Source organism: Vibrio splendidus (assembly GCF_001557875.1).
In the GTDB taxonomy this organism is placed as follows: Bacteria; Pseudomonadota; Gammaproteobacteria; order Enterobacterales; family Vibrionaceae; genus Vibrio; species Vibrio splendidus_F.
The window spans coordinates 864348-885072 of sequence record NZ_LNRF01000001.1; the positions used below are offsets into that span (position 1 = coordinate 864348).

The 20725-nt window shown below is 44.2% G+C and carries 20 protein-coding genes and 1 riboswitch; of the genes, 16 read left to right on the forward strand and 4 right to left on the reverse strand.

Going from position 1 to position 20725, the window contains the following annotated elements:
• Window positions 1-100 precede the first annotated feature (100 nt).
• A complete protein-coding gene (locus tag ATB74_RS03655; RefSeq protein ID WP_061016618.1) occupies window positions 101-835 on the forward strand; it encodes a trypsin-like peptidase domain-containing protein in 735 nt (244 codons plus the stop codon).
• A 232-nt stretch (window positions 836-1067) separates the two neighbouring features.
• Here ATB74_RS03655 and ATB74_RS03660 read toward each other — a convergent pair whose 3' ends face one another.
• Window positions 1068-1748: a glutathione S-transferase family protein gene (locus tag ATB74_RS03660; protein ID WP_061016621.1), complete on the reverse strand. Its 681-nt coding sequence runs from the start codon at window positions 1746-1748 to the stop codon at window positions 1068-1070.
• Between the two features lie 496 nt (window positions 1749-2244).
• Here ATB74_RS03660 and ATB74_RS03665 point away from each other — a divergent pair, with 496 nt between their 5' ends.
• The 11 genes from ATB74_RS03665 (at window position 2245) to thiM (ending at window position 12378) form a co-directional block, all read left to right on the forward strand.
• Entirely contained in the window at window positions 2245-3342 is a 1098-nt protein-coding gene (locus ATB74_RS03665) for a YdcF family protein (protein WP_061016623.1), read from the forward strand.
• A gap of 85 nt (window positions 3343-3427) precedes the next feature.
• A complete protein-coding gene (locus ATB74_RS03670; protein ID WP_004731647.1) occupies window positions 3428-3679 on the forward strand; it encodes a DUF2999 family protein in 252 nt (83 codons plus the stop codon).
• A 422-nt stretch (window positions 3680-4101) separates the two neighbouring features.
• Window positions 4102-5130, forward strand: a complete 1029-nt coding sequence (locus ATB74_RS03675) for a DUF4382 domain-containing protein (RefSeq protein ID WP_061016624.1) — start codon at window positions 4102-4104, stop codon at window positions 5128-5130.
• Between the two features lie 172 nt (window positions 5131-5302).
• A complete protein-coding gene (locus tag ATB74_RS03680; RefSeq protein WP_061016625.1) occupies window positions 5303-6031 on the forward strand; it encodes a helix-turn-helix domain-containing protein in 729 nt (242 codons plus the stop codon).
• An 85-nt stretch (window positions 6032-6116) separates the two neighbouring features.
• Window positions 6117-7034, forward strand: a complete 918-nt coding sequence (locus ATB74_RS03685) for a DMT family transporter (protein WP_061016627.1) — start codon at window positions 6117-6119, stop codon at window positions 7032-7034.
• Between the two features lie 98 nt (window positions 7035-7132).
• Window positions 7133-7244: riboswitch (TPP riboswitch) on the forward strand.
• A 97-nt stretch (window positions 7245-7341) separates the two neighbouring features.
• On the forward strand, window positions 7342-8235 hold the full coding sequence (thiD, locus tag ATB74_RS03690) for a bifunctional hydroxymethylpyrimidine kinase/phosphomethylpyrimidine kinase (RefSeq protein ID WP_061016629.1): 894 nt from the start codon (window positions 7342-7344) through the stop codon (window positions 8233-8235).
• On the forward strand, window positions 8225-8989 hold the full coding sequence (locus ATB74_RS03695) for an ABC transporter ATP-binding protein (RefSeq protein WP_061016631.1): 765 nt from the start codon (window positions 8225-8227) through the stop codon (window positions 8987-8989). The genes thiD and ATB74_RS03695 overlap by 11 nt, the downstream gene beginning before the upstream one ends.
• Complete coding sequence (locus ATB74_RS03700; protein ID WP_061016633.1) at window positions 8982-9797, forward strand: ABC transporter permease; 816 nt, start codon at window positions 8982-8984, stop codon at window positions 9795-9797. The genes ATB74_RS03695 and ATB74_RS03700 overlap by 8 nt, the downstream gene beginning before the upstream one ends.
• 120 nt (window positions 9798-9917) lie before the next feature.
• Complete coding sequence (locus ATB74_RS03705) at window positions 9918-10874, forward strand: ABC transporter substrate-binding protein (protein WP_061016635.1); 957 nt, start codon at window positions 9918-9920, stop codon at window positions 10872-10874.
• Window positions 10875-10882: 8 nt separating this feature from the next.
• Window positions 10883-11563, forward strand: coding sequence for a thiaminase II (gene tenA / locus ATB74_RS03710; protein WP_061016639.1), 681 nt, complete (start codon window positions 10883-10885; stop codon window positions 11561-11563).
• Window positions 11564-11592: 29 nt separating this feature from the next.
• On the forward strand, window positions 11593-12378 hold the full coding sequence (gene thiM, locus ATB74_RS03715; protein WP_061016640.1) for a hydroxyethylthiazole kinase: 786 nt from the start codon (window positions 11593-11595) through the stop codon (window positions 12376-12378).
• Window positions 12379-12515: 137 nt separating this feature from the next.
• Here the strand turns inward: thiM and ATB74_RS03720 are convergent, their stop codons facing one another.
• Complete coding sequence (locus ATB74_RS03720; protein ID WP_061016642.1) at window positions 12516-14459, reverse strand: methyl-accepting chemotaxis protein; 1944 nt, start codon at window positions 14457-14459, stop codon at window positions 12516-12518.
• 262 nt (window positions 14460-14721) lie between these two features.
• Here ATB74_RS03720 and thiE point away from each other — a divergent pair, with 262 nt between their 5' ends.
• Entirely contained in the window at window positions 14722-15339 is a 618-nt protein-coding gene (thiE, locus tag ATB74_RS03725; RefSeq protein ID WP_061016644.1) for a thiamine phosphate synthase, read from the forward strand.
• Between the two features lie 122 nt (window positions 15340-15461).
• Here thiE and ATB74_RS03730 read toward each other — a convergent pair whose 3' ends face one another.
• On the reverse strand, window positions 15462-15806 hold the full coding sequence (locus tag ATB74_RS03730; RefSeq protein WP_048659932.1) for a hypothetical protein: 345 nt from the start codon (window positions 15804-15806) through the stop codon (window positions 15462-15464).
• A gap of 442 nt (window positions 15807-16248) precedes the next feature.
• Window positions 16249-17151 carry a LysR family transcriptional regulator gene (locus tag ATB74_RS03735; RefSeq protein ID WP_061016645.1) on the reverse strand — a complete coding sequence of 301 codons (903 nt, stop codon included), beginning with the start codon at window positions 17149-17151 and terminating at the stop codon, window positions 16249-16251.
• Between the two features lie 137 nt (window positions 17152-17288).
• Here ATB74_RS03735 and ATB74_RS03740 point away from each other — a divergent pair, with 137 nt between their 5' ends.
• From ATB74_RS03740 to ATB74_RS03750, 3 genes are all read left to right on the forward strand, one after another.
• Window positions 17289-17717, forward strand: a complete 429-nt coding sequence (locus ATB74_RS03740) for a PACE efflux transporter (protein ID WP_060980437.1) — start codon at window positions 17289-17291, stop codon at window positions 17715-17717.
• A 179-nt stretch (window positions 17718-17896) separates the two neighbouring features.
• Entirely contained in the window at window positions 17897-18877 is a 981-nt protein-coding gene (locus ATB74_RS03745) for a helix-turn-helix domain-containing protein (RefSeq protein WP_060981120.1), read from the forward strand.
• Between the two features lie 283 nt (window positions 18878-19160).
• Entirely contained in the window at window positions 19161-20537 is a 1377-nt protein-coding gene (locus ATB74_RS03750; protein ID WP_061016647.1) for a metal-dependent hydrolase family protein, read from the forward strand.
• Window positions 20538-20725 lie beyond the last annotated feature (188 nt).

Below are 20725 nucleotides of genomic sequence, written 5' to 3' on the forward strand. Positions count from 1 at the left end.
TCTGATTTTTAACCATAAAAATAATATTATCCGATCGATAATGGAATATTAAAATCATACGACCTATTATAAATAGTGATTTTTATTTAATAGGTGATTTATGACTAGGTTTAATAATTCCTTGTGTTTTTTAAAATTCCTGATAAAAGTCAAGATTATAGTTTTTGTAACTGTGTTTTTTAAAAAATACTTTATTAATTGGATACTTAAAACGAGTAATGTATTTTTGCTTTTTGTTACTTTAGTTTTTTTACACGGTTGTATGCATGTCGGGAATGGGGTTTTAGAGGTTGATGATACCCCACCTGATTTAAACTATTTACCTGTCCTTATCCCTTTTCTATTGGGGGGGCATGGGTCTGCAATTCCTATCACCGACACTATAAGTATAACTTCCGCTCACGTAGCTAGATATGATTACAGTACTGTGATTGCATATCATCCCGTTTGTGACGTTGCGCTAATCGAAGCGAATAATCGAAATAAAAATAAGTTGAAGATGGGAGTGATTTATAGCGGAGAGAGTTTAATTAATTATGGCTATGAATTTAATGGAGAAATAGTTAAAGGTGAAGGTGTATATATTATGGATGTAATGATAGAGGAATATCCTGGATGTCATTATAGTTTAAACACAGCACCTCAAAAATCAGGAATGTCGGGGGGGCCTGCTGTAAATAGTTCAGGTGAGCTTGTAGGTGTTATTCATGGTATTGGTTTTGAGCCTCCTATACTTCTAGGAACTCATGAGCAAGTTAATTTGGAACGGTATTCTTATTTTGTGTCAATTAATTTCATAAGAGATTGGTTGGACATTCATATCGTAAGTAAGTGAATTGTAAAAATTATAAAATCTTGTTTTACTATGTGAATACTCACTTAATTTATCACTTTTATGTGGTGAGGTGAGTGTTAGATTCAGATATTCAAGTTGTACAGTGATGATTTCGAATTGTTTGGTATAGACTTATTATTGATTAGGATGGGAAAATACTAGGGTCACGATGCAGGTTGCGTAGACTCACCAGAAACTAGACCTGGTGAGCATGTTCTTATTATTTAGTCGACTATTTCTCTTGCACATAATTCGAAGGAAACAGTGCTCGTTTCGCTTCTTCATCACGTTCGGTTTTAAACTCGATGTCTTTGCCTGTTTCACGGGCGCGAAGTGCGGCAGGGCGAGTGTTGATGGCGTTAAACCAGCGCTTCAAGTTCGGGTAAGGTTCTAGGCCTTCTTCACCAAGAACGAAAGGTGCTTTATCAATCCAACCCCATGCAGCAACATCGACAATGGTGTACTCATTACCGACGATAAACTCACGACCTTCCATATGCTTTTCTAACACTTCGTAGTGACGTTGCGCTTCACGTAGGTAACGATTCACTGCGTAGTCTAGGCCTGCTGGTGCTGCATGACGGAAGTGTACCGATTGGCCTGAATAAGGACCAAGACCACTGGCAATAAACATCATCCAAGAGAGTAGTTCGGCTCTGTCTTCTGGCTGTCCACCTAGCTTGCCTGTCTTCTCTGATAGGTACAGAAGGATAGCGTTTGAATCGAACACGCGTTGTCCCTCGTCTTCAATGGCTGGTGTTTTACCGTTCGGGTTTATTAAGCGATATTCCGGCGTGTGTTGTTCGCCTTTTAAGGTATCAACGGGAACGAGTTCAAAATCTAGGCCTGTCTCTTCTAGAAACAGAGCGATCTTCATTGGGTTGGGTGTTTGGTGAAAATAGAACTTAAGCATGGGGTAACTCCTTGTATTGGTGATTCATTAAAGCACCACTTGAACGATCGTTCAATGATTGGTTTTGAATCATTTAAAAATATGTCGATTCGTATTTAGCGGCCATACGTTTAGAACTTTGTTATCTGGGGGAGGATTAACATCGAACAATTCAGTGTGCCGGATTTTAAGTTGTTGAAAAGATAAGCTTAAATTTGTTGTTTGGACGTGTTGTCTTCTGCGGAGTTTGGATTTGTGATGGGTGGTTTTTGGTGGAATAGGGCGTATGGAATCCGCAGTTAGATGTTCCAAAATGCTCGGTGAGTTCTCCTTTAAACCAAAATTATCTCGATGCACAGGCTTATTGATAAGTTCAAAATCGTGATCTGTTGCCACACCTTATGCAACAAATGAATATTAACTCGGAGATTCTGGTGTGGTTCACGGTTTTTTAATCTTAGGGACTTACATTGGTGAGCAAATCTGATGTGAACACTTAACGACACAGGATCTTTCCATGAAAAAGAACATTATCGCCCTCGCTCTTGGTGGCATGCTCGCTTTTGGCGCAACACCTTATTCTTTTGCTGCTAACGATGGCGCAGTACAGGCTTCTGCGGACTACGCGCAGTTGGTGACTAAGCGACAAGTTGTCGACCAATTACTTCTTGATGCGTTGCAGGCGTTTAAGTCTCCGGCAAGAATTTCTCACGCGGGCTTCACGGCTAAAATGCCAAGCAACATGGAAATTGTGACTAACCGATTGTTAGAAGCTTACCAGCTAGAACCTTACCGTACTGATTTGCTTATCTCGGCAGCGAACGCTCAAATCTACAACAAAAATGCAGAGCGCGCTATCGAGCTGTTTGAGCAAGCGCTGACGGTTGCGCCAGACGATGTCGACTTGCACGCTTACCTTGCGGTTTGGCAGAGATTTGAAGGTAATGACAGTGAATCCAACAAGCATATGGAGAAACTGGAAAGCCTGAACAAGGGCAAAGCAGAAGACATCAAACGTATTATTGCTACGGTTGACCGTGTGTTAGAAACACCGTTGAAAGAGTCGGCGGACAAAGGTCTATTGGATGAACACGGTGCGATTGTTACTTTGGGTTACGCGCTTAACCCTGATGGTTCTATGCATCAAATCTTGATTGAACGCCTTGAAACTACATTAGCAATGTCGAAAGCGAACCCAGATGCGATGATCGTGTTAACGGGTGGTGTGCCGAAAAACCATAAGACAGAAGGTAAGTTGATGGCAGATTGGCTTATCGAAAAAGGGGTAAGCAAAGATCGCATCATTGAAGAGAACTACGCGACCAGTACGGTAGGTAATGCCTTGTTCAGTAGCTACGCGCTTGCTCGTCATGATATTAAACACGCGACCATTATTAGTTCGGCGAGCCACGTGCGTCGTGGTCAAACTCTGTTTGAAATTGCGAGCTGGCAAACGGGCCCTCAGGGCATCACATTTGATACGGTTTCTTACCCAGACAAGCCGCTAGAAGATCTTAAGAAAGCAAGCAGTGGTGAGCTCCTAGGTATCTATCGTGACGCTCTTAGAACGTATGGGATGTGGAGCTACCGCTCTTATCCATTAGAGTCTCGCTAGGCAAAGTATAAGTTGCTAGTACAATCGAGCACAGCTAGATGATATGCTGTACTCCTATTTAATTTAGTGTTTCAAAGGCAAAAAAATGAACCCGATTTTAGCAATGTTGAAAGAGAACAATATTAGCGACGAGCAGATCAGTGAGCTATTCAAAACGCTGACCGAGAACCCTCTTGCAGCAATGGCGACGATCAGCCAACTTGGTTTACCTCAAGACAAACTTCAAATGCTGATGGGTCAGGTAATGCAAAACCCTGCACTAATCAAAGAAGCAGTTGAAGAGCTTGGCCTAGATTTTTCTAAGGTTGAAGCGGCTAAAGAGCAACTTCAAAAATAAGTGAATTTGAATGAGCTAATATCGATTTAGCTTAATCCACATTCAATAAAAAGGTCGTTTAAGTTCAGCAACAGGCTGTCTTAACGGCCTTTTTTGATCTTGGTGGCGATTTTTGACTTTGATTTGAGTACTTTCAATCATCTTCTCCGATCCTATACATACCGACCATTTCAACACAATTGACAGCAACCTTGCCAAATTTGTGTGACTACTGACAATTTACTTACTAGACTTAACTAACCTATGTGCGACCTGATATGTGCACCTTGATGAACAGAGTTTTTGGATGAAGAAAGCCCTAAATAATAGGGCTAACCGATTTGGGCCATGAGCGCGGTTTATCTATGAGTCACATTAAGGAAAAGAATAAGAAGGCAAGAAACTAAGCCCTTTATTGAGCAGTGATTTATAGGAAATGAGTTATGAAGTATTTTAAGGAAACAGCTTTAGCGAGCCTTGTGCTGGCTGGGCTTGTTGGTTGTGGCGGTGATTCAGGTTCATCAAGCAGCACGACTCCCATTACCTTGAGCGTGAGTGATGCGCCCATTGATGATGTTAAAGACGTCACCGTGACATTCAGTAAGGTCGCTTTACTTCCTCAAGGGGGAGGTTCGCCACTGATTTATGATGTGTATAAAACGGACGAAAACGGCGATTACGTTGATGAAAATGGCGATCCTTTGCCAGATGGTGAGGATCCGATTCCATTAAGTGTGAATTTGTTGGATTACCAAGGCAGCGATGCGCTTCCTTTGATTGAAAATGAGGTCATTCCGGTAGGCAGTTATAAGTTGTGTGTGTTCGCAAATGACGGCGATCATCCAACAGATCCATCTTACGTGATAGAAAACGATGATACGACCCATGAGCTAACGGTGAAAGGTGAAGGTGCGTGTCCGCAAGGTGTGGGTAAAGAAGATAACGCTGGCGTACTTTACTTTAATAACTCATTTAATGTGAACCAACAAAGTAACGATTTTGTTGTCGAGTTCGATCTTCGACGTGGGCTAAAGAACAGTTCGACTTTCCCTGATTACACTATTCAAAGAACGTCTGTAAGCCTTATCAATACGGTTGAGACAGGAAACATTGAAGGTACTGTAGCGACAACAACTTTTGGAGCTTGTAACCCTACAAATGATAATACCTTTGCTCAGGCGGTCTACTTGTATGAAGGTGACATCGCTAAAGCTGACATGGCTCCGATTGGCGGCAGTGATGAAGTGAAACCGATCACTTCAGCATCAGTGGCAATGAATGAAGCACAGACTAACTATGAGTTCTCTCTGGGCTTCATTGATCCAGGTACTTACTCATTAGGTTATACCTGTACTGCGCAACATGACAGTGGTGAAGATAATGCTGATCCGGTTGCTGATGGTTTTGAAATCTATGATGTTCAAAACGGCGTGCAAGTAACGGTTGGTCAAGATAGCCAAGTGTCATTCTAACCTTGATGTGAATGACGATTTTTAATCAAAACGGTCTCTTATTTAGAGGCCGCTTTTGATCATGTCACCTAGCTAGCATGAATTTGATGCGCATTAAGTGTGACTCTAGGGAAGTGATAATGTACTTTGTATCTCTTACTTTAACCTAGCGAAATGTACTCCGGCGTTGCTCATGAAATCTAGCTTAAGCATTCGATCTTACACTAAGCAATTTAATACCCATGCTCATGATGACCATCATCAACTGGTATTGCCGATCCAAGGCAGTATCAATATCGAGATGGAGGGGTATATCGGCAAAGTGGCCGTGGGCGAATGTGTGGTGATTCCGGTAACCACAGCGCATGCGTTTAAGGCGGATGAAGCAGCGCGGTTTATTGTCGCAGATATGGCAGAGTTGCCGCAGCACTTGTTGGAGCATGAGCTCTCGGTTTTCACGATAACACCACCTTTAATGAGCTTCCTGTTGTTTGTAGAGAAGCAGTTGGAATATCAGGTCGATAGTGGCATTGAGTCATCAATCTTGGATGTGTTTTCATTGCTGTTAGAGCAACAACAAGTGAGCAAGAGCATCGACCCAAGAATCCGCGCGGTACAAAGGCTGATCGCGGATAATTACACCCAGCCGTTATCCATTTCACAGCTTGCTGAAACGGCCTGTTTGAGTCCTACTCAATTCAAAAAACGCTTCAAAGAGTGTCTGGGTATCAGTGCGCTTAAATACATCACTCGATATCGCATGGAGAAAGCCCAAGCCTTGTTAACCCACACCGATTTACCGGTTCAGTTGATTGCTGAAAATGTGGGATATAATGATGTTTCTGCTTTCAGTCGCCGTTTCTCTCAGCACTTTGGAATGTCTCCGAGGGCGTTTCTAGGCTCAATGAAAGACAGTCTTTAGAAACAACAATAGCGTCCTTTCGGCAAACTAAACTTTATTAATCTTCACTATTATCTATTTCAGAACTGAAAATTGGGTAATAGAAATGAATCTTGCCATCAATCGTGTTAACGAATTCCAAACGGGCACTTTAGCCATCTTGTTTGCTTCTATTTTATGGGGCACGACAGGCACCGCTGCAAGTTTTGTGCCTGATCTAAGCCCCTTAGCGATTGGTGCATTCTCTATGGGCGTCGGCGGCCTAATGCAAGCGGGCTTGGCGTATCGAAAAATCCTATTCGCTTTCGACAAACTTTTGCAGAACAAGAAGCTGCTGACAGTGAGCGCTTTGGCTTTGGCGGTCTATCCTTTAGCTTTCTATTCTTCAATGAAATTATCAGGCGTAGCGGTTGGTACAGTGGTTTCGATTGCAACCGCACCTTTCTTTTCGGCACTGTTAGAGTGTCTGATTAGCAAAAAGAATAATATCAACAAACGTTGGCTCACTAGCTTTGCGATTGGTGTGGTGGGTATTGGGCTGTTGGTGTTTTCAGAATCTTCATCGACGAATGAATCCAGTGATGATCTCAAGCTATTGGGTATTGCTTTAGGTCTGCTCGCAGGCTTGTGTTACGCCATTTATTCTTGGGCGACAAAGGCACTGATCGATAAAGGGATTAAGTCGCAAGCGGCGATGGGCAGTATTTTTGGCCTCGGCGCGATGCTGTTGCTGCCAACGCTCTGGTTTACTGGTGATAACCTGTTCTCCTCGCACACTAACGTATTAGTCATCAGTTATCTGACGTTAATCCCACAATGCTTGGGCTATGTCGCCTTCAGTTTTGGTTTACGCCACGTGACCGCGAGTAGCGCCAATCTGCTGACTCTGTTTGAACCAGTAGTTGCAGCGGTGCTTGCCGTCTGCGTTGTCGGTGAGCTGATTCCTTTTATAGGCTGGCTAGGTATGTCTCTGATTGTGCTGTGCTTGTTTATACAGTCGAAGTCAGCTAAAGGAACGTTATAAGTATTTGTTTTGTAGCATCTAATTGAAATTTATTCATGCGTAATTCTTATAATTGAATAAAATCAGTATCTCAGTTGTGAGAGTGCTGTTACTATCGCTATCAATAGTCGGGGGGCATATACCTTATTTGGTGTTTGCTGAGATCGTTAATCGAGACCCGTTGAACCTGATTCAGTTAACACTGGCGTAGGGAACTATAAGCACTCGATCTACGTCTGCATTCATGAAGACTGTTCATGAATCTATTGCGACTTCTCCTTCGATCGGTGTTCGTTCTCCTACGTCTTGTAAGATAGTAGGAGCGACAATGACACACAGTTCTATTTCAAAAGATTTAGCGCCAAAAGCCTCAGTTTCACAGCACTCTGCTGGTGGTTCGATTTCAACGAACACTCCGATTGTATTGACGATCGCTGGCTCAGACAGCGGTGGCGGTGCAGGTATCCAAGCTGATATTAAAGCCATGTCTGCTACAGGTAGCTTCGCTTGTTCGGTAATTACCGCTATCACTTCCCAGAACACTCAAGGCGTTTCTGCCATTTTTCCTATTCCACTCGACCATGTCGCGAGTCAGTTAGACGCGGTTTTCACTGACCTAAATATCGTGGCCGTGAAGGTCGGCATGTTGGCCGATTCGCAAATCATTAAAGTCGTTGCAGACAAAATTAAGCAGTATCAACCTAAACACTTAGTGATTGACCCTGTAATGGTCGCGACAAGTGGTGACCTGCTTTTAGAAAACTCAGCCATCACGACGCTGAAACAAGAGTTGATTCCGCTGGCAGACATCATTACGCCTAATTTGCCTGAAGGCGCAGCATTAACAGGCAAGCCAGTACCTGAAAGCGAAGCTGAAATGCAGGGCATGATTGAAGACCTGCGTGCTTTGGGCGCGAAAGCGGTACTCCTAAAAGGCGGCCATTTAGAGAAAGATGAAAACAGTAATGACCTACTGATTCTGCCAACTACGTCTGCATTGATTAGCGCTAAGCGTTTCCCGACTAAAAACACGCACGGTACGGGTTGTACGCTTTCATCTGCTATTGCTTCTTTCTTAGCGCAAGGCAACACGCTGTCAGAGGCTGTTGACCTAGGCAAACAATACATTTCTCGCGCAATTGCTCACGCTGATGAGTTGCAAGTCGGCCAAGGTCATGGCCCGGTAAATCACTTCTTCGCTGGACACGGTAATGTCCGTTAATACGGTTGGTGTTCAGCTCAGCAATGCCTCCTTACGTTATAACGACAGTGAGCACGCGACCTTGTCTGGGTTGTCGCTTAGCTTAAACGCAGGTAAGTGGACGGTATTGCTGGGTCGAAGTGGCTGCGGAAAAACCACGGTATTGCGTTATCTGGCAGGCTTGCTGGACGACAAAGTGGAGTGGCAGGGCACATTGGTAACGTCCGATGAATTGCCTTTAACGGATCGCATCGCTTACATGGCGCAGCAGGACTTGTTACTGCCGTGGTTGTCGGTTATCGACAATGTATGCCTGAGTCATCGCTTTCAAGATTCCGCAGATAAGCATCAAAGCCAAGCTCAAGCTAACCAAGCATTGGAGTTACTAGCATCGGTTGGTTTGGCTGATTACGCAGATACCATGCCGGATCAATTGTCTGGTGGTATGCGTCAGCGTGTTGCTTTGGCTCGAACCTTAATGCAAGACAAGCCAGTCGTGTTGATGGATGAACCTTTCTCAGCGCTGGATGCGGTAACAAGACACAAGTTACAGAGCTTAGCGTATGAACTGTTAAGAGATAAAACCGTTGTGTTGATCACCCATGATCCACAAGAAGCGGTGCGTTTAGCGGATAACTTGTATGTACTGCAAGGCACGCCTGCGAGTGCTCACTCTTTATCTGTGCCTCACACGTCAACGCCACGCGTGTTAGATGGGGAATGTGCTGAGCTGCAACAAGCGATCTTAGATCAGTTGGAACTTGATTATGAATGATTTAACGCGAAGCGAAGCTGTGGCTCGTTCAGCTAACGTACAGACTGCCACTACACGTCCTCGTCAGATGAATCCCGTTATGCGTTTGCTTATCAGCAGCGCCGTGATTCTCGGTTTATGGCAACTGGTGGTGGTTATCTTCGAAATGCCTAGCTTCATTCTGCCAGCACCTGCAGAAGTCTTCATCAAGCTAATTGAACGTTACGATGTGTTACTCAAACATACTTGGGTGACAGCGCAAGAGATCCTACTTGGCTTGTTACTCGGTTTGTCGATGGGGCTGTTTTTCGCCCTGCAGATGCTGATGTTTGATCCGCTAAAGCGTTGGCTATTGCCTATCTTAATTGCCAGCCAAGCGATCCCCGTGTTTGCTATCGCGCCAGTACTGATGCTGTGGCTTGGCTATGGTATCGCGTCAAAAGTGGTGATGGCGGCAATCATTATCTTCTTCCCTGTGACCACATGTTGCTACGACGGCTTACGTAATACACCGACAGGCTATCTCGATCTTGCCAAAACGATGGGCGCATCGAAATGGCAATTACTGCGTTATATCCAACTGCCTGCTGCGCTGCCAACCTTAGCGTCTGGCATTCGTGTGGCGGTGGTTATTGCCCCAATTGGCGCGGTCGTCGGGGAGTGGGTTGGTTCGAGCGAAGGGCTGGGTTATCTAATGCTACAGGCCAACGCGCGCATGATCATCGATGAGATGTTTGCAGCCTTGTTCATCTTGGCGGTGCTGTCTATCTCGCTCTACTTCATCACAGACAAATTACTCAAAAAAGCTATCCCTTGGGAGAACCAGTAATGGTTCACTCAATAACTCTTTGTTTAATAAAGCTTCGCCCAAGGCTATTTATCTCAACAATAACTCGTTAAAAATTAGCTCGATAAACACAATAATAATATTCAAAAGGAAAGGTTAACTATGAAAAATACCAAATTGGTCGGTGCAGTGGCACTGCTTGCTGCTCTAGTTTCCGGTCATGCATTAGCGGATTCGGAACAGAAAAAACTGACACTGATGTTGGATTGGTTTGTAAACCCGAACCATGGCCCGATTGTGATTGCTCAAGAGCGTGGTTACTTTGCTGACCAAGGCTTAGACATAGAAATTCAAGAGCCAGCTGACCCAAGCACGCCAGCAAAATTGGTTGCGGCAGGTAAGGTCGATTTAGCGGTCACTTACCAACCAAGTTTAACCATGGATGTGGCAGCGGGTCTTCCTTTAGTTCGTGCATCAACCCTTATCGCGACGCCACTGAACACACTAATGGTACTGGATAACGGCAAGAACGATTCACTAGCGGATCTGAAAGGCAAGAAGATCGGTATTGCGATCGCAGGAAATGAAGAAGCGACTATCGGCACTATGCTGGCTCAAGAAAATGTTGCGTTTACCGACGTGCAAACCATCAATGTCGGTTGGGCACTTTCATCTTCATTGGCATCAGGCAAGGTAGACGCGATCTGGGGTGGCTTACGTAACTTCGAAACTAACCAGCTAGCCCTTGAAGGCTTTAAAGCCAAAGCGTTTTTCCCAGAAGAGCACGGTGTGCCAGCTTACGATGAGCTGATCTTTGTGGCGAACGCAAAAATACACGACGACGAAGCAATCAAAGCGTTCAACAAAGCTCTTGAGCAAGCAACGACTTACATCGTGAATCATCCAAAAGAGTCATGGAGCGAGTTTGTCGCGTATTCACCAGATACGTTGAACAACGAGCTTAACCAACGCGCATGGAACGATACACTGACTCGTTTTGCACTTCGCCCTTCAGCTGTAGATATGAAGCGTTACGACGATTACGCGAAGTTCATGTTTGACAAAGGCATCATCAAATCATTACCAAAAGCCGCTGATTACGTACCGACTTTTGACTAAGGAATCTCATGAAATACCAAGACTTAATCCAAGCCTGTCAGCAAGATTGGCAAGACTACACTGAGCATGATTTTGTTAAAACGTTGGCAAATGGCACTCTTGCTCAGCCGTGTTTTCTGCATTACCTAAAGCAAGATTTTCTGTTTTTGAAGCAATATGCTCGCGCTTATGCATTGGCAATTTACAAGGCAAAGACACTGGCTGATATGCGTCGTGCACTGCCTAGTGTTCATGCTCTGTTAGATTGTGAAATTTCACACCACGTGACTTACTGTGGTCAGTGGGGTTTAACCGAATCGGATTTAGAAAACGAACCTGAAGATTTCGGCACTGTTGCCTACACGCGCTACGTTCTAGATGCGGGTATGACGGGTGATCTTGTCGACTTATATGCGGCACTGGCTCCGTGTTCAATTGGTTATGCCGTGATTGGTAAAGCACTTCTAGAAAGTAGCGATACCGTTTTAGAAGGCAACCCATATGCAAGCTGGCTACAGCTTTACGGCGGTGAAGAGTTCCAGTCGGGCGTGGCAACGGGCGCTGAGTATTTCAATCAGCTACTGGCTGAAATTGATATCAACAGCGAGCGCGGTCAGAACATCGTTCATATCTTCAAAACGGCAACGCGTATGGAAGTGGCTTTTTGGCAGCAAGGTCTGAATGCACTTAATGACTCAACCGCGGCTTAAAAGCGACTTTCACGAATAAGGATTAATCCATGCTAACTGAACAAATCATCCAATCGTTGCGCGCAGTACGAGAGCAAAAACCACTGGTTGTGAACATCACCAACTATGTAGTGATGAACAACACGGCCAATGCGTTATTGGCGCTTGGCGCTTCGCCTATTATGGCGCATTCACAGCAAGAGCTGGCAGAGATGATGTCTTTCTCTGGCGCGCTTGTGATCAACATTGGCACGCTTGATAGTCTTTGGGCGCCAAGAATGTGTTTTGCTGTAGAACAAGCGAATGCGAACAACAAGGTAGTGGTTCTTGACCCGGTGGGTTGTGGGGCAAGTACGTTGCGTACCGAGACTTCTCGTGAAATTGCACGCTTAGCCGACAAGTTGATCATTCGTGGTAACGCGTCTGAGATTATCGCGTTAGCGGGTGAGCAAGCACAGAGTAAAGGTGTTGATGCGCTGGATAGCAGTGATGCTGCATTAGGCGCAGCGCAATGCTTAGTCGCTGAATACGGTGCGAATGTGGTGATTTCTGGTGAGACAGATTACGTTGTCACTAAAGACAGCGTTGTTACGTTAAACAACGGACATCCAATGATGCCGTATGTGACGGGCATGGGTTGTACTCTTACTGCATTAACGGGCGCTTTCGCTGCTGTTGGAGATGACAGTGGTTTGGCGGCAGCGGCGGTATTGGGTGTGGTTGGTGAAATTGCTGCTGAGAACTCACGCGGCCCAGGTAGCTTACAGATGAACTTGCTTGATGAGCTGTATCAATTGGATGAAGAGACGTTGATCCAACGTTTGAAGGTTCAGTAGATTCAATCTAGATTAGCATTCGTAGCTTATTAAAAAGCCCTCAATACATATGTGTTGAGGGCTTTTCTATTATTGCTTCAAAACCGTATTAACTCGTCGTTGTGTTAGCTATCTCGTTATGTGAGCAATTGGTTTCGTTAGGTTCTAAATCGATTCACTTGGCTCTCTAAGTGATGAGCAACCTCGGTTAAGTCGCTCGCTGCACCTGAAATGCTGCTGACCGATTCTTGGTTGCTTTGCGCGATGGTATTGGCACCTTGCGCGTTTTCACCCAGTGATTTGGTCAAGCAATCCTGCTCATCGACGGATATCGCGATTTGGCTGTTGGCCTGATTTAAATCTTGGATGTGTTGGTTAATCACATGCAAGTTCTGAGAAGCTTGTTGTGCCTGAGTTGAAGCATCTGAAACCGTGCTGTGGCTCTCTTTAATCGACTCTAACGCATCTTTAGCGCCACGTTGTAGCGATGTGATGAGTTCATCAATCTGGCTTGCAGAGTCTTGAGTACGCTTAGCGAGCGTTCTCACTTCATCGGCTACGACTGCAAATCCACGACCTTGTTCACCTGCGCGCGCAGCTTCAATAGCCGCATTCAATGCCAGTAGGTTGGTTTGTTCCGAAACGCCCTTGATTACTTCAAGAATGGCACCGATGTTCATCGACTCTTTGTGTAGGTCAGTCACTTTTTGGCTGCTGACCTGCATGCTTTCATCGGCGCTGCCAATCTCATGCAGAGTTTTGTCTACTTCTTTCAGTCCCATTGCCACATTCTCGGTTGCTTGGTTCGCCACTTGAGACGCGTGGTTAGCACTTGAAGCAATTTCTGATGTGCTTGAAGCTAGTTGGTCAACCGCGGATGAGATATTGATCATTTCACTGTTTAGTTGTGTTGCGTTGGTCGAGCTGTTATTGGTCACTTGATTCAGCGACTCCGACATCTCACCAATGCGCACACTAGAGCGGTTCACTTGACCAACAATATCGCGTAGAGATTCAATGGTGATCTCCATGTTGGTCAGCAGTTCGCCAATCTCGTTCTTGCTCTCAATGTTCACTTCAACATTTAAGTTGCCCTGAGAAAGTTCGTTGGTGATCTGTTTAACCTGCTCGATGCCTTTGGTAATAGAGCGAGTCACCAGCACGGCGCTCGTCATACCAATAACTAAGGCAACCCCCGTCAACAATATGATGATTTGAATTGATCGTTTCTCACTGGCTTGTAGCACTGGCGTGAGCGCTTGCTTCTGCCGCTCGAGAATACTTTGAGCATCAGCGACCGCAATCGCTAAGCTGTCACCAATAGAGGCGAGGGTAGCGGTTCTTTGCGTGTTCTCAATCATCTGTTGATGAACTTGCTCAAAGCCTTTTGCATACGCTTCACGTTGGTTCGAGAAGTCTTCAATCAGCTCACTTTGATAAGGTGATGATTTGAGAGATTCAATATCGCCTTCAATACCTGGTAGCGCGTATTCAAAGATGTCTTTACCCGCTTCATAGGTTTTAAGATCGTTGTTGTTTGAGTAACTGAGCACGGTGATCTTGGCTGCGAGGAAATTCTCCATCAACATGCCCGCGTATAAGCTCGCGTTTGGATCGTTGTTATTGTAAGACTCATACAACAAGCTCTGCGCGGCTTTTAGCGCGTTAGTCTCTCTTTTGACCATCTCAACATTTACGAGCTGGTCGATCATTAGCTGGCTCTGCTTCATTGACCCATAAGCCACATCAAACGCCGCAACGCTGTCTTGCACGAGTTGCAGGCTAGCTAGGCTATCGGTTTTGGTGGTGGATTGGATTAAGTTATTGAGCAGACTATCGATCGCGAGTTTGCTTGCTTGATAATTCGTTTCGTACTGCTCATCCAATGACTCTAAGTAACGTTCAGAGGCTAAACGCATCTGAAGAAAGTGCACTTGAATGTTGCCTGAGAGTGTCGCTTTATGGCTGAGTTCACTGTATTGGCTGAAGCCGTTCGACAAGGTTTGGATACCTTTGTAACTCACAAAGCCTGAAATGACGAAAAAGAGCAAGCAGATGGCATAACCCAGCTTGATCTTGAGCGCTATAGAAAGGTGGCGCATAACTATCCCTATATTTACCTGATTCCTTCACAGCGGAGTATTTCATAAAACAGCGTTCTGGGCATGCTTGAAGTGAATACTTTGTGTAATAAGTAACGCTTTAGTTAAAAAGTTCAGGTTTTTCGGCATGCTTTCAACGAGTTGCGTATTTGATGGTGTTTGCGTAATTGAGCTAATTTAGTATTAACTTCCATGCACATGATGCGATTTGTCGGTAAAATGGTGCAACGCCAATTTTAGACATCGACTCCAAAGGTACGATATGAACCCTTATAAGCTCTACTTAGTAACGGACGACCAACAAGATTTAGAAACGCTTAAGTTCGTGGTTGAACAAGCGGTTGTGGGTGGCGTCACTATGGTCCAAGTGAGAGAGAAACATGGGGATGTAAGAGCCTTCATTGAACGAGCACAAGCTGTTAAGTCCATTTTGGCTGGTTCAGGTGTACCGTTGATCATCAATGACCGAGTGGAAGTTGCATTGGCTGTCGACGCCGATGGTTTGCATCTGGGGCAATCGGATATGCCTGCAGAGTTAGCACGTCAGTTGATTGGCCCGGATAAGATTCTTGGGTTATCAATTGAAACTGAACAGCAGCTACAACAAGCCAATAGTTTGCCGATCGATTATATTGGACTCAGTGCGCTTTTTGCTACGCCGACCAAGACGAATCTAAAGAAACATTGGGGTTATGAAGGCATTCAAATGGCTTTGGAAACAACGAAGTTGCCGATTGTGGGTATTGGTGGAATTAACGAGTCGAACATTCCGCAGTTAGTTAAGACAGGCATTCATGGATTGGCCTTGGTATCAGCGATATGTCACGCTGAAAGCCCAAAACAAGCGACACAGGATTTGCTATTTCTAATGGAAGAGTGAAGGGGTTATAGACTAGAAAACAAATGAGGTTAGTCATCTGTTTTCTAGTGAAAACACAGAGCTGTGCTATATGTGCTTATCGATTGAGCATTTAAGATGCTCTATCTAACATAGGGTTTGGTTTACTGAATGCACAGAGCAACGGTGCCGATGATCATAAGAACGATCGCAGCGTACCAACCGTATTGAGCGGTTTTATCAGCAACAAACACCTTAATGTAGTTGATCTCTTCATGCGCCATTGCGATGAAGTCCGTGTAGTTAATCGACAACTCACGGCTAGCTTCTTTCAGGTCTTGCTGAAGCTTGTTGAAAGACTCATCGATGAAGCCCTTTGTTTCCGAAGCAGACGGAGTAGCAGTTAACGCTAGGCTATTCCAAACCGCCATACGCGATTCATATTCACTTTCACTGACACAATTAAGTACGCGTAAATCATACTCTCGTTTGTTACGCTCTTTACCCATTTTCTCAGGGCAAATATTTCTTAAAACGTTCACGACAAATTTTCCAAAAGGTTCATTTAGATATAGAAAAGCACTCGAAGAGCGCTCATAAACTGGGTGCGAATTAATATTCAAAAAGTGATCTATTTGAAACCGGCATAAGCGACTGCAAGGCAGAACGTTTATCTGGGGGATTTGAAGTTGGGTCAGTGGTGTTAAAGAGCGATTTGGGTCTGTCTAAATTCGTTTTAAAAGACAAACCCGTTGGGATCGCAGTGTAGTTAGGTCACTTTGGGACATCAACTAGGGTGTTTTATCCACACGACAAAGATATTTATCGGCAAGATAAGTAGAAATGAGGTAGCGCTGGTGAGTTGCACGCCGATATTGAATCTCTGAATTGACGATGTTTTGAAAATAGAGATGTTTTCAAAAACAGAGGTGCTTTCAAAAATACAGGAGGCTAGTTGGCTTGCCATTGATTGTATTGCAGTGAGTGTCCCTTAAGCTTTTCAATAAGGCTAGTGAGAACTGGGCCATTGATGTGGCTACGAGACACCAAACAACCCACAGGAGTAATCCAACCACCATGCTCGTGCGAGACAGGTAACGCCACAAGATCACCTTTTTGAATGCTTTCCATCACCATCATTTCAGGTACATTTGCCCACCCAATATTTTGTTCAACGAGATCAATAATGGTTTTGTGATTGTTGGCATACCAAAGCATGGAGCTAATTCCGTAGGTGAACCACAGTTCGCGTTGCTTTGAACTGCGATGCACGCATTGGCGGTAACGTTTTAAATCGGAATCTTGCACAACGGGCATTTGGCTTAGTTCGTGCGTGGCAGAACTGACAGTGAGAAAGCGTGCTTGGCCAAGTAAGAAAAAGTCCATATCTACCTTAAGTTCACCATCCGCATAGATGATGCCAATCTGCGCTTTTCCACGCCTCACCATGTCCTCAACATCGAAGGTAGAAGCGGTAATGATATCGAAGTGAGTAATTGGAAATTGATCAGTTAGTGAGCTGATTATCTTTATGAAGTTCTTATCAATGATGCTCTCATCAACCGCAATGATCAGTTCATGCTCATCTTCTTGTGTTAGCGACTCTACTTTTTGATCGAAATACTTTTGCTGGTCAAGAATCGACTTAGCCACAGGCAATAATGCTTTGCCTGTGTTGGTTAAAACGGGGATGTTTTTCTCTCGATTAAACAGCTCTTGATCGATGGCGATTTCTAGGTTGGCGATCGACTGGCTGACTCCAGACTGAGCACGTTTCAGCTTGCGTGCCGCGGCAGAGAAAGAGCCACTTTCACATACAGTGACGAATACTTTTAATTGTTCAAAACTATACATGTTATCTCCCGCTCAATACAAAATTGGATATTCCACTCAGGCTATCACTAATCGTGATGGCTGTTAACTTTCTCTTATTATTTCCGATGACATAATCCTAGCTAATCCAACACATACTAGATTATTTAGAGGAATGTATGAGTACGTTAGAAAGAGTGTTTCACTCAGTGTTATTCGAAGTTTTAGCCGTAACGCTTTCAATAATCGGCTTAGCGATATTTACCGATCACGATATGAATGCCTTATCAGGAACCATGATAGTTGTTGCGACTATCGCGATGATCTGGAACTACTGTTTTAACCGTGTTTTTGATCGGTATTTCACGGGTGATAAATCCAAGCGTTCGCTCAAGTTACGTGTTTTTCACGTGGTGTTATTTGAGGCAGGCTTGCTGGTGGCGACGATCCCAGTGATGGCTTACTTACTTGATGTGGGGATTTGGCAGGCATTTTTAATGGACATCGGCGTGACCATTTTTATTACCATTTACGCGTTTGTTTTTAATCTGATTTACGATCATGTGCGTGCATTCTGGGTACGCAGTTCGGATCTAGCAGTTCAGTAATCTGCCAAGTTAGTAAACGCTAGTTTAGCTACTAACCGATTGTTTATTCGTTATTTTGACGGAGATGGTCGGTTAGTAAACCTAGGTCACTCGTCATTTATTCTGCTATCTTAAATAAGGTGATAGTTTGAGTTCGTGAAAGAACAGATTAAGAGGAAAGGATGTCCAATACCCTTCAAATGACGGTTGTAGATAAGAAAGAAGTTGAGCTGTTTGCAGAACTGTTCAAACATATCGACGGTGAAATCTACACTTTGCTACGCTGCGCTAAAATTCCTAATGATATTCTTATCAACAATGAGCATTACGATTATCTCCCTGAGACAACCGTTAAAAATGTGGTCAAGATTATGGGGGAGTCGGCGTCGAGAGAAGAATTCTCGCTGTTTATGTGGAGTTTTTGCAAGCAAACCTATGTGCCAAGGTTCGTCGCTAAACTGAGTCAGCAAGACTCGCTGAAAAGTGCGCTAGACCAGTTTGGCGAGCAGTTGAAGCTCATATCCAACGGTGCGAATGTCTATACCAAGCAATCCGGAGGCAAGTGGTGGCTGGTTCGCGAGAAGCCGTTTACTAACGCACCTTGGTTTAAGTTCGCTGAACTGTTCTCTGTTATTTTCATCAACGAGCTGCTTTCAGTATTAACGCAAGGTCGTTGGAAGCCGTCTGAGGTTGGCATTCAAAGTGGCGATCTCGAATGTTTTCAATCTCTTCCACAAATGGGCAGTGCTCAGTTTTATACGCATAGACCGGTCACTGCCTTTGAGATCCCTGAAGACATCATGCTTGCACCTATTGTGTTACCAAAGGTAGCTCAAGAATCAGAAATCACTGCGCCTTTACCTAGCTCATTCCTGAGCGCTTTTAAGCTTGTTATTAAACCTTATCTCACGATGGGGAAACTCCCAATTAGCTTAGCTTCTGAGATTCTAAATATTCATGTCAGAACGATTCAGCGTCGGTTGGAAAGTGAAGGGGTGGTCTACAAAACCTTGATTGAAGAGATGGTTCTAGTTCAGGTTTTAGAATTGCTCAAGCAGCCCGATCTATCGATCACTCAAGTAGGCGCGAAGATGGGCTATTCCGACTCTTCCCACTTTACCCGAGCCTTTAAAAGACAAATGAACATGACGCCAAGACAGTATCGAAAGGCGAATAGCTAAAGTATTTACACAGACTACAGGTACCTAACGATAGAGCGCAGGCGAAGATTTATTTGTTGTCACCAAATGGCCATTTGTGAACCTTGAACACTGGCAGTATCACTACTAAGTTATTGAATGTGGATGAGTTGTTTTTACCTCGATTTTCTCCCGGAATTTTGATTAGATTTTTGTGATTATCGCGGCTAATAAAAACACCTTTGAAACCTCATGACACTCATTAGTAGTTACGGAATCGTTATGGGAAGTGGACTCCACTCATAAACGGAATCAAGGTGTATAAATGAAAAATGCAGGCTTAAAATTCTCTGTTATTGCTCTTTCGTGTTCATTTGCTCTTTCTGCAAATGCAGCATCAACGTTATTTACCAATGTTGATATTTTCAATGGTACAGAAAACAAACTCTACGAAGATCATCACGTATTAGTCGAAGACAATCTAATCAAACAAATCTCGGCAAACCCAATCGAAGCCAGTGAAGCTACCGTCATTGAAGGTGAAGGTAAAACGTTAATGCCTGGCTTAATCGATGGCCATGCCCACGTTATGATTAACTATAATTTTGGTGACATCGAAACCAATAAAGATCTCACTGACATCTCTATTCATGCAACGCAAGTGGCTAAGCGCTACTTAGATGATGGTTTTACAACCGTTCGTGATATGGGCGGACCTGCCTTCGGTTTGGCTCGCGAAATTGAGAGTGGCAATGTTGTTGGTCCTCGAATTTATCCGTCTGGTGCATTTATCTCTCAAACATCAGGTCATGGTGATTTCCGAGATAGAAGTGATCCCGGTTTCACGCCTAATTCGGTAGGGGATATTTCTAACTTTGAAAGAATGGGCATTGGCGCTGTAGCCGATGGCGTGCCTGAAGTTCTCAAAGCGACAAGACTGAACTTACGCAATGGTGCGACTCAGATAAAGATCATGGCCGGTGGTGGTGGTTCATCTCGATTTGACCCGATTGATACAACTCAATACTCGGTAGACGAAACCTGTGCCATCGTTGAAGCAGCAAAAGATTGGAACACTTATGTTGCTGCGCATACATTCAATGATCGCTCGGTAAACCGTCTTCTTGATTGTGGTGTAAAAACCTTTGAGCACGGATTCTTTATTAATGACGACACGATGAAGAGAATTGCAAAAGAGGGCGGATATGTTGTTCCACAGATGTGGGGGCTATCGCCAGATCTAGCAAAGAACCCGCTTATGCCTGCAGAAAAACTTCCTATGGTTGCTCAGCTTCAAGAGCAGTACGGTGACTACGGTAAACGCCTACTTGAAAATAACGTGAAGGTTGTTTTTGCATCAGACTATGTAGGTGCAGACTCAGATGCCGAGCGAGCTCGTCGTTACGAAATCTACTGGAGAACGCAAGCGTTTGGTAGCAACTTCGAAGTGTTGAAACAAATGACTTCTACAGCTGGTGAAATGTTAGCAATGTCAGGCCCTAGAGGCACAACCCAAGGCAAGTTAGGTGTTATCGAAAAAGGTGCCGTTGCAGATATTTTATTAGTAGATGGTAACCCATTGGAAGACATGAAGGTATTAGGTGCGACCACCGAGTGGTTTGACGCTGATCCTGAATACAAAACTATCGATACGATTAAATTGGTAATGAAAGATGGCGTTGTATACCGCAACGAAATGTAATCTTTGGCTTGATGTTTAATAGTTAGGTAGGGGAGTGCCTCCTCTACCTAACTTAGCTTAACGATGTTTTTGTGAGGTAAAGTTTCATGGTTATTTTGAAGCCAATTTTTTCGCTGTTTGTATTGTGTTGTTTGTCGTTTCCATCACTAGCTAACGAAGTGAAGGTTACATACTGGGACGAGCTAGTT

What these genes read in the sequence shown, in the direction of transcription:
- ATB74_RS03665 (WP_061016623.1), top strand. Translation starts at nt 2,245, where the DNA reads ATGAAAAAGAACATTATCGCCCTCGCTCTTGGTGGCATGCTCGCTTTT.
- ATB74_RS03655 (WP_061016618.1), top strand. Translation starts at nt 101, where the DNA reads ATGACTAGGTTTAATAATTCCTTGTGTTTTTTAAAATTCCTGATAAAA.
- ATB74_RS03740 (WP_060980437.1), top strand. Translation starts at nt 17,289, where the DNA reads ATGAGTACGTTAGAAAGAGTGTTTCACTCAGTGTTATTCGAAGTTTTA.
- ATB74_RS03735 (WP_061016645.1), bottom strand. Translation starts at nt 17,151, where the DNA reads ATGTATAGTTTTGAACAATTAAAAGTATTCGTCACTGTATGTGAAAGT.
- ATB74_RS03705 (WP_061016635.1), top strand. Translation starts at nt 9,918, where the DNA reads ATGAAAAATACCAAATTGGTCGGTGCAGTGGCACTGCTTGCTGCTCTA.
- ATB74_RS03685 (WP_061016627.1), top strand. Translation starts at nt 6,117, where the DNA reads ATGAATCTTGCCATCAATCGTGTTAACGAATTCCAAACGGGCACTTTA.
- thiM (WP_061016640.1), top strand. Translation starts at nt 11,593, where the DNA reads ATGCTAACTGAACAAATCATCCAATCGTTGCGCGCAGTACGAGAGCAA.
- tenA (WP_061016639.1), top strand. Translation starts at nt 10,883, where the DNA reads ATGAAATACCAAGACTTAATCCAAGCCTGTCAGCAAGATTGGCAAGAC.
- ATB74_RS03745 (WP_060981120.1), top strand. Translation starts at nt 17,897, where the DNA reads ATGACGGTTGTAGATAAGAAAGAAGTTGAGCTGTTTGCAGAACTGTTC.
- ATB74_RS03680 (WP_061016625.1), top strand. Translation starts at nt 5,303, where the DNA reads ATGAAATCTAGCTTAAGCATTCGATCTTACACTAAGCAATTTAATACC.
- ATB74_RS03750 (WP_061016647.1), top strand. Translation starts at nt 19,161, where the DNA reads ATGAAAAATGCAGGCTTAAAATTCTCTGTTATTGCTCTTTCGTGTTCA.
- ATB74_RS03670 (WP_004731647.1), top strand. Translation starts at nt 3,428, where the DNA reads ATGAACCCGATTTTAGCAATGTTGAAAGAGAACAATATTAGCGACGAG.
- ATB74_RS03675 (WP_061016624.1), top strand. Translation starts at nt 4,102, where the DNA reads ATGAAGTATTTTAAGGAAACAGCTTTAGCGAGCCTTGTGCTGGCTGGG.
- ATB74_RS03720 (WP_061016642.1), bottom strand. Translation starts at nt 14,459, where the DNA reads ATGCGCCACCTTTCTATAGCGCTCAAGATCAAGCTGGGTTATGCCATC.
- ATB74_RS03660 (WP_061016621.1), bottom strand. Translation starts at nt 1,748, where the DNA reads ATGCTTAAGTTCTATTTTCACCAAACACCCAACCCAATGAAGATCGCT.
- thiD (WP_061016629.1), top strand. Translation starts at nt 7,342, where the DNA reads ATGACACACAGTTCTATTTCAAAAGATTTAGCGCCAAAAGCCTCAGTT.
- ATB74_RS03700 (WP_061016633.1), top strand. Translation starts at nt 8,982, where the DNA reads ATGAATGATTTAACGCGAAGCGAAGCTGTGGCTCGTTCAGCTAACGTA.
- ATB74_RS03695 (WP_061016631.1), top strand. Translation starts at nt 8,225, where the DNA reads ATGTCCGTTAATACGGTTGGTGTTCAGCTCAGCAATGCCTCCTTACGT.
- ATB74_RS03730 (WP_048659932.1), bottom strand. Translation starts at nt 15,806, where the DNA reads ATGGGTAAAGAGCGTAACAAACGAGAGTATGATTTACGCGTACTTAAT.
- thiE (WP_061016644.1), top strand. Translation starts at nt 14,722, where the DNA reads ATGAACCCTTATAAGCTCTACTTAGTAACGGACGACCAACAAGATTTA.